The organism is Bacillus cereus group sp. MYBK220-1 (genome assembly GCF_051916445.1).
GTDB lineage: Bacteria > Bacillota > Bacilli > Bacillales > Bacillaceae_G > Bacillus_A > Bacillus_A cereus.
Genome location: NZ_JBQAGQ010000004.1, coordinates 189,506 through 202,646 on the forward strand (window position 1 = coordinate 189,506; position 13,141 = coordinate 202,646).

The following is a 13,141-nucleotide window of genomic DNA, read 5'->3' on the forward strand; positions in this document are numbered from 1 at the left end:
AAAAAAGTTTGAATTAAATTTTACAAATTAACAACAAAAAATAAAATGTAGTAAAGACCTCTAGACAAGTTGGGCAAAAAAAGAGAAAATATAAATAGAAGTTAACTTCTAATTGTTATTCAGACAATCAGAATTGACTGGAATTTTGTGAAGCGCTACAATAAGAGTCTATTAGTAATGACATAATTTATTTCGAAAGCGTTTTTACAGTATAATATTCGAAGTATGAAGTCTTACATGTATCCCGAGTTTTACTAGGGATTGCCCTATAAACTTTTAGGTAAATTATAAGGAGGACTATCCTATGTTTAAAAAATTATTCGGTCTTGGTTCAAAAACAAATGAAGAAACAATCGTAGCTCCATTAACTGGAGCAGTGAAAAATATTGAAGAAGTACCAGATCCAGTATTTGCTGGTCGTATGATGGGTGACGGTGTTGCAATCGATCCTACTGAAGGTGTAGTTGTATCTCCAGTTGATGGTGAAATCGTACAATTATTCCACACAAAACATGCTATCGGAATTAAAGCGAAAAACGGTACAGAAATTTTAATCCACGTTGGATTAGAAACTGTAAAAATGGAAGGTGAAGGTTTCGAAGCTCACGTTTCTGAAGGCCAAGCTGTAAAAGCTGGAGATAAATTAATCTCATTCGACTTAGAATTAATCCGTGAAAAAGCGAAAAGCACAATTACTCCAATTGTTATTACAAACACAGATGCAGCTGAGTCTATTAAGACAACTGTAGGCGTAGCAGCTACAAAAGGTTCAACAGAAGTAATGAAAGTTACAATGAAATAATTGCAATATAAGAGGAATCCGTTTCGTATGAAATGGATTCCTTATTTTTGTTGCGTGTTCAGTATGTATGTTAAAATACTCTAGGCACTTGGAAATAGGGTTTCACATATATGTGGATAAGGCGCATTTTTCTTAGAAAAAATATAAGAGAAATGCGCCTTTTGTATATTCACATTTCTTTTGTTCTATTCTAATGTAAGTTATGATGAATGATAAGAAATCGAATATAGGGGTGGGTTTGAATGAAACGAGTGTTATTTGTTTGTACTGGCAATACATGTCGTAGTCCAATGGCTGAGGCGTTGCTTCGTCATCACGGAGGAGATAAGTTTGAAGTGCAATCTGCTGGTGTTTTCGCCTATCCTGGGAGCGATGCATCGGTACATGCGAAGGAAGCTTTAGCTGAAAAAGGAATTTCAATTGATCATGCGGCGCAGCAAGTAAATGAAACTTTGCTTGATTGGGCTGATATTGTCGTAACGATGACAGAAAACCATAAGCAAATTGTACTTGGGCATTATCCGAGCGTTGAAAAGAAATTAAATACGTTATATGGATTAACTGAAGGTATAGGCAAGGACATTTCAGATCCATTTGGAGGCTCGCTTTCTATTTATAAAGAAACGTTAGATGAAATGGAAAAACTTGTACAAACTTTACTGAAAAAACATTCAGTAGGTTGATGTTTCGTGTATAATACGATATTGGAGATCACTTCTTCCTATATGAGGTAGCGAGTGTGAAATGAAGATAATTGATTGAAACTTTGGAGGGGTAAAAATGAAAGTAGTAATAGCATCTGATCACGGCGGTATGAATATCCGCAAAGAACTTGTAAGTTTATTAGAAGAGTTAAATATTGAATATATTGATTTAGGTTGTGAATGTGAAGCTGGTTCTGTTGATTACCCTGACTTTGCGTTTCCAGCAGCTGAAATGGTAGCGAATGGTGAAGTAGATCGTGGTATTTTAGTTTGTGGGACAGGCATTGGTATGTCAATCGCAGCAAACAAAGTAAATGGTATCCGTTGTGCGTTAGTTCATGATACTTTCAGCGCTAAAGCGACGAGAGAGCATAATGACACTAACATGCTAGCAATGGGCGAGCGTGTAATTGGTGCTGGTCTAGCGCGTGATATCGCGAAAATCTGGTTAACAACTGATTATGAAGGTGGTCGTCACGAAAACCGCGTAGGAAAAATTAAAACATACGAAACAAAGTAATAGATTCTAACTATCAGTAGTGTGAAATATAATTTGGTGAACCAACCTGTGAAAGGAAGAGGCGTAATGACAGAAATCGTAAAGGTAAGAGAACAGCTACAAATGTCGCTTTCTGATTTCCAAGAACAAGCTTCATTACAAAGCGGTCAAGTTTTTGTAGTGGGTTGTAGCACGAGCGAAGTGCTAGGCGAAAGAATTGGAACATCAGGAACGATGGAAGTAGCAGAGGCGATTTTCTCTGAGTTAAAACAATTTCAAGAGCAAACAGGTATTGAATTAGCGTTTCAATGTTGTGAGCATTTAAACCGTGCTTTAGTAGTTGAGAGAGAAGTAGCGATAAAATATCAATTTGAAATTGTAACAGTTACGCCTGTTAGATCAGCAGGTGGTGCATTGGGGACATACGCGTATCACAATTTGAAAGATCCGGTAGTAGTTGAGTTTATTAAAGCTGATGCAGGAATGGATATTGGTGATACATTTATCGGTATGCATTTAAAGCATGTAGCTGTTCCGGTTCGTACAAGTGTGAAGGAAATTGGAAGTGCGCATGTAACGATGGCCAAAACACGTGGAAAACTAATTGGTGGAGCACGTGCTGTCTATGCGGCAGTGGAAGAGACTACCACTTGCCGTTAAATATGAGAAATTAGGAAGTCATATAGTACCTGTTTATCATAAGGTAAAAGGTATGTTGTCTGACTTTATAATAGAAGAAAGAAAAGACCGATTTTCGGTCTTTTTTTTCTTTTATGATATAGAAAGTCATGTTAGAATGTAGTTGAAAACATGAAGGTTCGAAAGAATTACAACCTGAATTTTCGTTTTTTCTGAATAAATAAGAAAAAACTGTTGGGAATCGATGTAATTCGTTCAGAAAAGGGGGATTTTGGTGGATCATTTAAAACGTCAAGATGAAAAGGTATTTGCTGCAATTGAGGCAGAACTAGGAAGACAGCGTTCAAAGATTGAGTTAATTGCTTCGGAAAACTTCGTAAGTGAAGCAGTAATGGAGGCACAAGGTTCTGTTTTAACGAATAAGTATGCTGAAGGATATCCTGGAAAACGTTACTATGGTGGCTGTGAACACGTAGACGTAGTAGAAGATATCGCACGTGATCGCGTGAAAGAAATTTTCGGCGCAGAGCACGTAAATGTTCAACCACACTCTGGTGCACAAGCGAACATGGCAGTATACTTCACGATTTTAGAGCAAGGCGATACAGTACTTGGTATGAACTTATCTCATGGTGGTCACTTAACACACGGAAGCCCTGTTAACTTCAGTGGAGTACAATATAATTTCGTAGAATATGGCGTGGATGCTGACTCTCACCGTATTAATTACGATGATGTATTAGCAAAAGCGAAAGAACATAAACCAAAATTAATCGTTGCAGGTGCAAGTGCATACCCTCGTGTTATCGATTTCAAGCGATTCCGTGAGATTGCAGATGAAGTGGGCGCTTATTTAATGGTTGATATGGCACATATCGCAGGTTTAGTAGCTGCTGGTTTACATCCAAATCCAGTACCACATGCACATTTCGTTACAACGACAACACATAAAACGTTACGTGGTCCGCGTGGTGGTATGATTTTATGTGAAGAGCAATTTGCAAAACAAATTGATAAATCAATCTTCCCTGGTATTCAAGGTGGTCCACTTATGCACGTAATCGCTGCAAAAGCTGTTGCATTTGGTGAAGCACTTCAAGATGATTTCAAAACATATGCACAAAATATCATTAACAATGCGAACCGCTTAGCTGAAGGTCTTCAAAAAGAAGGACTTACACTTGTTTCTGGCGGAACAGACAATCACTTAATCTTGATTGATGTTCGTAACTTAGAAATCACAGGTAAAGTAGCAGAGCACGTATTAGATGAAGTTGGTATTACAGTGAACAAAAATACAATTCCATTTGAAACAGCAAGCCCATTTGTAACAAGTGGTGTACGTATCGGTACAGCAGCTGTAACATCTCGTGGTTTCGGTTTAGAAGAAATGGATGAAATTGCGTCACTTATTGCTTATACATTAAAAAATCATGAAAATGAAGCTGCGTTAGAAGAAGTACGTAAGCGTGTAGAAGCGTTAACTAGCAAATTCCCAATGTATCCAAATCTATAATAGATTGAAGAAGACTGCCGAGACTTAATTGTTTTGGCGGTCTTTTTTTTGGACATATATTATTTTTAAAGTATGTATACAAATGATGAATAAATTTTGGCGATATAATGAAGGATACAGCTCCCATAATTGGTAAAGATACTAGATAGATTCATTGTAAAATCATGATTTTGCCAAATTTGCCCTTGAATATTAGTAGCGTTTTCTTTACAATCGTAAATAGTGTAAAAAAGCGTGCAAACGCATGAATATCATCTAAAGGAGAGATTCACATGGGAAAACTGTATGTATTTGATCACCCGTTAATTCAACATAAGATTACATATATTCGCGATAAGAATACAGGTACGAAAGATTTTCGTGAATTAGTGGACGAAGTAGCAAGCTTAATGGCTTTCGAAATTACTCGCGACCTTCCACTTAAGGACATTGAAATTGAAACACCTGTAAGCAAAGCGACAACAAAAGTGATCGCTGGTAAAAAACTTGGTTTAATTCCGATTTTACGTGCAGGTTTAGGAATGGTTGATGGAATTCTGAAATTAATTCCAGCAGCAAAAGTAGGACACGTTGGTTTATACCGTGACCCTAAAACATTGCAACCGGTAGAATACTATGTGAAACTTCCAACGGATGTAGAAGAGCGTGACTTTATCGTACTAGATCCGATGCTAGCAACAGGTGGTTCTGCGGCTGAAGCAATTAACTCTCTGAAAAAGCGCGGTGCGAAACAAATTAAATTAATGTGTATCGTTGCAGCTCCAGAAGGGGTAAAAGTAGTACAAGAAGAACATCCTGATGTTGATATTTATGTAGCAGCATTAGATGAGAAATTAAATGACCACGGATATGTAGTACCAGGTCTTGGTGATGCTGGTGACCGTTTATTCGGAACGAAGTAAGACAACTGACGAGCAGGGGAGATTCCCCAGCTCGTCTTTTTTGCTGTAAGCAAGTAGGGGAGGGGGAGAGGATAAATATACATCGTATATACAACATAAGTTGCATACACCTCACATATAATATAGAAGTCTTACGTCTGAGGAACACTATATTATGGAAGAAAAGCGTTATATCTCGAAAATATAATAGTGACAAACTTGTGAACATTTCCTTCTATTATAAAGAGAAAACTGTTAGAAATTGCATATATGTAACCAGTATTTAGAAGGGGAACGTTTTCATTTTTGGGAGGAAATGCCTAATACTCAAATTTTTAGATTTTTTACGATTTCTCGTTGACACTGTTAATACCCTATTGTATGCTAACAACGGGGATAGATGGTAGGGCTTTCAGTGACAAAATTACATCTATTCCGTGACGAAAATGTAAACTTTTTGTTTTGTATAGGATTTATGCAAAAAAATGAGTTATTATTAACACATCGTGAATGAGGGTTACATATTGGAGGGATGAATCCTTGCAAAAAAACGATCGCAGCCATATAAAAGCTTATGCTTTAATGTCAGGTATTCTTGCTCAATTAGTCGGTTCTATTCTTGTTGGAATCTTTGGTGGGCAGTGGATTGATAATAAGGTTGGAACGTTTCCGTTGTTTCTTATTATAGGGTTATTACTCGGACTAGGAACAGGGGTATACGCAATGATTCGACTCATTCGACATTACTATTCGGGAGAGCAATGATGATAGACGTACATGGACTTGTCCAAAGACAAAAGAAATATATGTACTACTTGCTTGCGCTTCTAGTGCTAGGATGGGGATTTACCTCTTACAAGGATGTATTTCTTGGACTGATTATCGGGACGATTTTCAGTTTTCTTAGTTTGCGCATCATTGCACGTAGAACAGACAAGCTGCTAGATCGCGTAACAAATGGAGAAAACGTGAAGTTCAAGGCAACAGCGGTAAGTACATATTCAAGATTCGCCACGATTGGGTTATTAATTTTATTTGCAGCCAAATATCAAGAGTTAATCGCGATGTGGGGCCTAGGTGTAGGATTGCTGACAGGATACCTTGTCATGATCATAGATTTTCTTTATTTAGAGTATAAGAGCAGGGAAGAGAGGTGAATTACTAGTGGAACACGGTAAATTAGTTGAATTTCTAGGTTTAACGTTCGATTTGTCATCAGTTATGATGGTTACTGTAGCAGCAGTTATTGTTTTCTTAATCGCTGTTATCGGAACTCGCAGCTTAGCTCTTCGCCCAACCGGGATGCAAAACTTCATGGAATGGGTGTTTGACTTCGTGAAAGGGATTATCAATAGTACGATGGACTGGAAAACAGGTGGACGTTTCTTAACGCTTGGCGTTACGCTTATCATGTTTATCATCGTATCGAACTTCCTTGGTTTACCATTCATGTATTCAGCAACTGAAGCTGGCGAACATATTGCATGGTGGAGATCACCAACGTCTGATCCAGCAGTTACATTAACATTAGCCGTGATGGTAGTTACCCTCACCCATTATTATGGAATTAAGATGAAGGGTACGAAAGAGTACGTAAAAGGTTATTTCCAACCTATGAAATTCTTATTCCCATTAAAGGTTATTGAGGAGTTTGCTAACACATTAACGTTAGGTCTTCGTTTATTTGGTAACATTTATGCAGGTGAGATCTTATTAGGATTACTTGCTAAGTTGGGCGGAGCATCAGTCCTTGGGGCATTAGGTGCGCTTGTACCAATGTTAGCATGGATGGGATTCAGTGTATTCGTTGGATCAATCCAAGCATTTATTTTCGTTATGTTAACGATGGTTTATATGGCTCATAAAGTAAGCCATGACCATTAATATAATTTAAGTAAGAAAAAATTTATTTTTTTATAATACAAAGGAGGACAAATTAAATGAGTTTAGGTGTAATCGCAGCTGCAATTGCAATTGGTTTATCAGCATTAGGTGCAGGTATTGGTAACGGTCTTATCGTATCACGTACAATCGAAGGTGTTGCTCGTCAACCAGAATTAAAAGGCGCACTTCAAACAATTATGTTCATCGGGGTTGCTTTAGTTGAGGCACTTCCAATCATCGGTGTAGTTATTGCATTCATCGTAATGAACAAATAAGGGAGACTCCCCTTACATAGATGGCGAAGAGTGTTTTTCCGAACTTTCTTCGCCATTGCTTTATGAATGAAACGTATGTCTTTTTTTTTCATATGATCAATTTAGATATTTTGAAGGGAGTGAATCCTTGTGCCAACTTTATTATTAGGTGCTGCCATTCCATTTGGAACGATTGCTTATACATTGTTCATTTTCTTACTTCTATTAGTAATGCTACGCAAATTTGCGTGGGGTCCTTTAATGGGAATTATGAAAGAACGTGAAGAGCATGTTACTAATGAAATCGACGCTGCAGAAAGAAGTAATGCTGAGGCGAAGAAATTAGTAGAAGAACAACGTGAAATGTTAAAACAATCACGTGTTGAAGCACAAGAGTTAATCGAAAGAGCGAAAAAGCAAGCTGTAGATCAAAAAGATGTTATTGTTGCTGCTGCGAAAGAAGAAGCAGAATCAATTAAAGCATCTGCTGTACAAGAAATTCAACGCGAAAAAGAGCAAGCAATTGCTGCTTTACAAGAACAAGTTGCTTCTTTATCTGTTCAAATTGCTTCTAAAGTAATTGAAAAAGAGTTAAAAGAAGAAGATCAAGTGAAGTTAATTCGCGATTATATTAAAGAAGTAGGAGAAGCGCGATGAGCAATGGGATTGTAGCAAAACGTTATGCTGTCGCTCTTTTTAAAATTGCTAAAGAAAAACACGTATTAGAAATGTTTGAAGAGGAATTACGCCTTGTACAAAACGTTTATGTAAAGAACGGAGAACTACATAGCTTTTTAACGCAACCGAACATTTCAAAGGAACAAAAGAAAACGTTTCTTGCAAACGTATTCGGATCTGTTTCTGAATCTATTTTAAATACGTTATATATTTTAATTGATAACAAACGCATTGATATCTTACCTGAAATTGCAGATGAATATGTTGTTCTTGCTAATGAAGAACGTAACGTAGCGGACGCAACTGTATATTCTACTCGTCTTCTATCAGAAGAAGAGAAGCTTAACATTGCAGAAGCATTTGCGAAGAGAACAGGAAAAGATGCAATTCGCGTGAAAAATGTTGTAGATGAAGATTTACTAGGCGGCATTAAAGTACGTATTGGAAATCGCATTTATGACGGAAGTTTACAAGGAAAATTAGCACGTATTCAGCGTGAATTAATGAAGAATAGATAGGGGTGAAGCACATGAGCATCAGAGCTGAAGAAATTAGCGCACTGATAAAGCAACAAATCGAGAACTATCAGTCTGAAATCGAAGTTAGTGATGTTGGTACAGTTATCCAAGTTGGTGACGGTATCGCGCGTGCTCATGGTCTTGATAACGTTATGGCTGGTGAACTTGTAGAGTTCTCTAACGGCGTTATGGGACTAGCACAAAACTTAGAGGAAAACAACGTAGGTATTATCATTTTAGGACCTTACACAGAAATTCGTGAAGGTGACGAAGTTCGTCGTACTGGTCGCATCATGCAAGTACCGGTAGGAAAAGAACTAATTGGTCGTGTTGTAAACCCATTAGGTCAACCAGTTGATGGTTTAGGCCCAATCAATACAACAAACACTCGTCCAATTGAAAGTCCAGCACCAGGTGTAATGGATCGTAAATCTGTTCATGAGCCACTTCAAACAGGTATTAAAGCGATCGATGCTCTTGTACCAATTGGCCGTGGTCAACGTGAGTTAATCATCGGTGACCGTCAAACTGGTAAAACAGCGGTTGCACTTGATACAATCATTAACCAAAAAGATGAAGATATGATTTGTATCTATGTAGCAATTGGACAAAAAGAATCAACTGTACGTAACGTAGTAGAAACACTACGTAAGCACGGTGCATTAGAGTACACAATCGTTGTAACTGCATCTGCTTCTCAACCAGCTCCATTATTATACCTAGCTCCTTACGCTGGTGTAACAATGGGTGAAGAGTTCATGTACAATGGTAAACACGTATTAGTAGTATATGATGACTTATCAAAACAAGCAGCGGCTTACCGTGAGCTGTCATTACTATTACGTCGTCCTCCAGGTCGTGAAGCTTACCCAGGGGATGTATTCTACTTACATTCTCGCTTATTAGAGCGTGCAGCAAAATTAAGTGATGCAAAAGGCGGCGGTTCTTTAACTGCACTACCTTTCATCGAAACACAAGCAGGGGACGTATCAGCATACATCCCAACAAACGTAATTTCTATTACGGATGGACAAATCTTCTTACAATCTGACCTATTCTTCTCTGGCGTACGTCCAGCGATCGATGCGGGTACTTCTGTATCTCGTGTAGGTGGATCTGCTCAGATTAAAGCAATGAGTAAAGTATCAGGTACACTTCGTCTTGACCTTGCATCTTACCGTGAGTTAGAAGCGTTCGCTCAGTTCGGTTCTGACCTTGATAAAGCAACTCAAGCGAAATTAAACCGTGGTGCTCGTACTGTTGAGGTATTAAAACAAGGATTACACAAACCATTACGTGTAGAGAAACAAGTTATCATTCTTTACGCTTTAACACGTGGATTCCTAGATGATATCCCAGTAGTAGATATCACTCGTTTTGAAGAAGAATTCCATGCTTGGTTAGATTCTAATGCGACTGACTTATTAGAAGAAATCCGCACAACTAAGAAACTTGCGGATGACGACAAATTTGCAGCAGCAATCAATGGATTTAAAAAAGTATTCGTAGCTTCTGAATAATAATAAAAAGTGAAGCCGACTGTTCAGCCTCATCGGCTAAGGTTCTTTCTCACAGAAGGTGCTTTTTACCTTCTTGTGGGGAAGGTTCTTAGACGAAAGGGGCTAGGAGGCGGAACTAGATTAATAAAAGCGGAAGCGGCTCGTTCTGAATGTGAGGGGGATGGAGCTTCTGACGAAGAGGCGGTGTTTGCCTCGTAGGAAGAAGTGAAGCCACCGAGCATTCAAGCCGCTGGAGCTAGATAGTATATATAAAAGGCATCTCGGGCTCTGAGATTGCTAAAGGTCATGTAAAGGAAAAGAGTAGGTGCACCTATTCTTTTCCTTCAATCATGAGCAAGAATATCTTGCAACGTAGATTAGGAAGAGGATTCTTACTAATCGTGCCAACTTCCGGAAAAAAGGTGGTGAAAACCTGTGGCATCTTTACGCGATATAAAAGCGAAGATTAACTCGACAAAGAAAACGAGTCAAATTACGAAAGCGATGGAGATGGTATCTGCATCTAAGTTAAACCGTGCAGAGCAAAATGCTAAATCTTTCGTTCCGTATATGGAAAAGATTCAAGAAGTAGTAGCGAGCATTGCGCAAGGAAGCAAAGGGATTAATCATCCAATGCTAAATGCGCGTCCTGTAAAGCGTACAGGATACATCGTTATTACGTCTGATCGCGGACTAGCAGGTGGTTATAACAGTAACGTATTACGTACAGTAAGTAACGTAATTCGTGAACGTCATAATATGGATTCAAACCAATATTCTATTATTGTGCTTGGACGACTAGGACGTGATTATTTAAAACGTCGCGGCTTTAACATTATTGATGAAGTAGTTGGATTATCTGACCACCCATCATTTACTGATATTAAAGACCTTGCTTCTCGAGCAATTGCGATGTTTGCAGATGGTGCTTATGATGAACTGTACATTTACTACAACCATTACGTAAGTAAAATTTCACAAGAGGTAACGGAAAATAAAATTTTACCGCTTACTGATGTGGCGTCTGACAAACCGACGACAGCTTATGAATTCGAACCTTCTGAAGAAGAAATTTTAAAAGTACTATTGCCACAATACGCAGAAAGCTTAGTGTACGGTGCATTACTAGACGGTAAAGCAAGTGAACACGCAGCGCGTATGACAGCAATGAAGAGTGCTACAGACAACGCAATGGAAGTTATCGATTCACTTACACTTTCATTCAACCGTGCGCGTCAGGCAGCGATTACGCAAGAAATTACGGAAATCGTTGGTGGAGCAGCAGCGTTAGAATAGTATTAAAAAGCGGAAGCGGCTCTGTCAAAAGAGTCGCGTAAGCTATAAACCAATAAAAAATTAAAAGCTAGCTGCTCGTAGAAAGTTGGCTAATTAAAAGAAAGCTAGGAGGGAACCCGATGAATAAAGGGCGCGTTACGCAAATCATGGGTCCGGTTGTAGACGTTAAGTTTGATGGCGGAAAGCTACCAGAAATCTACAACGCCCTTACGGTAAAACAAAGCAACGAAAACGGAAGTATTAACTTAACATTTGAAGTTGCACTTCATTTAGGTGATGATACAGTTCGTACAGTTGCAATGTCTTCCACAGATGGACTTGTTCGTGGCACAGAAGTAGAAGATACTGGTAAACCAATCTCTGTACCAGTTGGTGATGTAACACTTGGTCGCGTATTTAACGTATTAGGTGATGCAATTGACTTAGATGGTGAGGTTCCTGCAGATGTACATCGTGATCCAATTCACCGTCAAGCACCTGCATTCGAAGAATTATCTACTAAAGTAGAAATTCTTGAAACTGGTATTAAAGTAGTAGACTTACTTGCTCCTTACATTAAGGGTGGTAAGATCGGCCTATTCGGTGGTGCCGGCGTAGGTAAAACAGTATTAATTCAGGAATTAATTAACAACATCGCACAAGAGCACGGTGGTATCTCTGTATTCGCTGGTGTAGGTGAGCGTACTCGTGAGGGTAATGACTTATACCACGAAATGAGCGATTCTGGCGTAATCAAGAAAACTGCGATGGTATTCGGACAAATGAACGAGCCACCTGGAGCACGTCAACGTGTTGCATTAACAGGCTTAACAATGGCTGAGCATTTCCGTGATGAGCAAGGACAAGACGTACTTCTGTTCATCGATAACATCTTCCGTTTCACGCAAGCGGGTTCTGAAGTATCTGCCCTTCTTGGTCGTATGCCATCTGCGGTAGGTTACCAACCAACACTTGCAACAGAAATGGGTCAATTACAAGAGCGTATTACATCTACAAATAAAGGGTCTATCACGTCTATCCAAGCGGTATATGTACCAGCCGATGACTATACTGACCCAGCACCAGCTACAACGTTCGCTCACTTAGATGCAACAACAAACTTAGAGCGTCGTTTAACGCAAATGGGTATTTACCCAGCCGTAGATCCATTAGCATCTACATCTCGTGCACTTTCTCCAGAAATCGTAGGAGAAGAACATTATGAAGTAGCTCGTCAAGTACAGCAAACTTTACAACGTTATAAAGAGCTTCAAGATATCATCGCTATCTTAGGTATGGATGAGTTATCTGAAGAAGATAAGTTAGTTGTACATCGTGCTCGTCGTATTCAATTCTTCTTATCTCAAAACTTCCACGTAGCTGAGCAGTTTACAGGTCAAAAAGGTTCTTACGTACCTGTAAAGAATACAGTTAGTGGTTTCAAAGAAATTCTAGAAGGAAAATATGATGACCTTCCAGAAGATGCATTCCGCTTAGTAGGTGGCATTGAAGAAGTTATTGAAAACGCGAAGAAAATGATGGCGTAAGGCCTTAGGAGGGACGAAGTATGAAGACATTTCCAGTCAGTATTGTAACTCCTGATGGACCGGTTTACGAAAAAGAGGTAGAAATGGTAAGTGTAAAAGCAGAGAGTGGGGAAATGGGGATCTTACCAGGCCACATTCCAACTGTTGCACCATTAAAAATTAGTGCAGTTCGTCTGAAAAATGGTGGACACACTGATTATGTAGCAGTAAGCGGTGGCTTTATCGAAGTTCGTCCAGATAAAGTGACTGTATTATCATCATCTGCTGAAGAAGCAAACCATATCGATATCCATCGCGCAAATGAAGCGAAGCGTCGCGCTGAGCAACGTCTGCAAGATAAACAAGCACATGTTGACTTTAAACGTGCAGAAATGGCATTACAACGTGCTGTGAACCGTTTGAACGTTTCCGATATGAAGTAAAAAAATCCGTAAGGGCTTTGCCT

General features: G+C 38.9%; 17 protein-coding genes. All 17 read left to right on the top strand.

Annotated elements, in window-relative coordinates; all coding sequences use genetic code 11:
• Positions 1-304: 304 nt before the first annotated feature.
• Positions 305-802 carry a PTS sugar transporter subunit IIA gene (locus tag ACTFRU_RS18545; protein ID WP_000473665.1) on the top strand — a complete coding sequence of 166 codons (498 nt, stop codon included), beginning with the start codon at positions 305-307 and terminating at the stop codon, positions 800-802.
• A gap of 242 nt (positions 803-1,044) precedes the next feature.
• The gene (locus ACTFRU_RS18550) at positions 1,045-1,485 is read left to right on the top strand and encodes a low molecular weight protein arginine phosphatase (RefSeq protein WP_000832373.1); all 441 of its coding nucleotides are present in this window, start codon (positions 1,045-1,047) and stop codon (positions 1,483-1,485) included.
• 97 nt (positions 1,486-1,582) lie between these two features.
• Complete coding sequence (gene rpiB / locus ACTFRU_RS18555) at positions 1,583-2,026, top strand: ribose 5-phosphate isomerase B (RefSeq protein ID WP_000869542.1); 444 nt, start codon at positions 1,583-1,585, stop codon at positions 2,024-2,026.
• A gap of 66 nt (positions 2,027-2,092) precedes the next feature.
• Positions 2,093-2,665 (top strand): TIGR01440 family protein, encoded by a 573-nt coding sequence (locus ACTFRU_RS18560; RefSeq protein ID WP_000136386.1) that lies wholly within the window; start codon positions 2,093-2,095, stop codon positions 2,663-2,665.
• A 253-nt stretch (positions 2,666-2,918) separates the two neighbouring features.
• A complete protein-coding gene (gene glyA, locus ACTFRU_RS18565; RefSeq protein ID WP_000349806.1) occupies positions 2,919-4,160 on the top strand; it encodes a serine hydroxymethyltransferase in 1,242 nt (413 codons plus the stop codon).
• 272 nt (positions 4,161-4,432) lie between these two features.
• On the top strand, positions 4,433-5,062 hold the full coding sequence (upp, locus tag ACTFRU_RS18570) for a uracil phosphoribosyltransferase (protein ID WP_000517539.1): 630 nt from the start codon (positions 4,433-4,435) through the stop codon (positions 5,060-5,062).
• Between the two features lie 379 nt (positions 5,063-5,441).
• Complete coding sequence (locus ACTFRU_RS18575; protein ID WP_000232962.1) at positions 5,442-5,555, top strand: DUF4024 domain-containing protein; 114 nt, start codon at positions 5,442-5,444, stop codon at positions 5,553-5,555.
• 26 nt (positions 5,556-5,581) lie between these two features.
• A complete protein-coding gene (locus ACTFRU_RS18580) occupies positions 5,582-5,806 on the top strand; it encodes an AtpZ/AtpI family protein (RefSeq protein WP_001171223.1) in 225 nt (74 codons plus the stop codon).
• A complete protein-coding gene (locus ACTFRU_RS18585; RefSeq protein ID WP_000567600.1) occupies positions 5,806-6,198 on the top strand; it encodes an ATP synthase subunit I in 393 nt (130 codons plus the stop codon). The genes ACTFRU_RS18580 and ACTFRU_RS18585 overlap by 1 nt, the downstream gene beginning before the upstream one ends.
• A gap of 7 nt (positions 6,199-6,205) precedes the next feature.
• Positions 6,206-6,925, top strand: coding sequence for a F0F1 ATP synthase subunit A (gene atpB, locus ACTFRU_RS18590; protein ID WP_000399871.1), 720 nt, complete (start codon positions 6,206-6,208; stop codon positions 6,923-6,925).
• A 56-nt stretch (positions 6,926-6,981) separates the two neighbouring features.
• A complete protein-coding gene (gene atpE / locus ACTFRU_RS18595; protein ID WP_000052064.1) occupies positions 6,982-7,200 on the top strand; it encodes a F0F1 ATP synthase subunit C in 219 nt (72 codons plus the stop codon).
• A 129-nt stretch (positions 7,201-7,329) separates the two neighbouring features.
• Positions 7,330-7,836 carry a F0F1 ATP synthase subunit B gene (atpF, locus tag ACTFRU_RS18600; protein WP_001142618.1) on the top strand — a complete coding sequence of 169 codons (507 nt, stop codon included), beginning with the start codon at positions 7,330-7,332 and terminating at the stop codon, positions 7,834-7,836.
• Entirely contained in the window at positions 7,833-8,375 is a 543-nt protein-coding gene (gene atpH, locus ACTFRU_RS18605) for a F0F1 ATP synthase subunit delta (protein WP_000064683.1), read from the top strand. Before atpF ends, atpH begins: the two co-directional genes overlap by 4 nt.
• Positions 8,376-8,386: 11 nt before the next feature.
• The gene (atpA, locus tag ACTFRU_RS18610; protein WP_000027518.1) at positions 8,387-9,895 is read left to right on the top strand and encodes a F0F1 ATP synthase subunit alpha; all 1,509 of its coding nucleotides are present in this window, start codon (positions 8,387-8,389) and stop codon (positions 9,893-9,895) included.
• 414 nt (positions 9,896-10,309) lie between these two features.
• Positions 10,310-11,170, top strand: coding sequence for a F0F1 ATP synthase subunit gamma (atpG, locus tag ACTFRU_RS18615; protein WP_000157696.1), 861 nt, complete (start codon positions 10,310-10,312; stop codon positions 11,168-11,170).
• 119 nt (positions 11,171-11,289) lie between these two features.
• On the top strand, positions 11,290-12,696 hold the full coding sequence (atpD, locus tag ACTFRU_RS18620) for a F0F1 ATP synthase subunit beta (RefSeq protein ID WP_001032593.1): 1,407 nt from the start codon (positions 11,290-11,292) through the stop codon (positions 12,694-12,696).
• A 20-nt stretch (positions 12,697-12,716) separates the two neighbouring features.
• Complete coding sequence (gene atpC, locus ACTFRU_RS18625) at positions 12,717-13,118, top strand: F0F1 ATP synthase subunit epsilon (RefSeq protein WP_000847211.1); 402 nt, start codon at positions 12,717-12,719, stop codon at positions 13,116-13,118.
• Positions 13,119-13,141 lie beyond the last annotated feature (23 nt).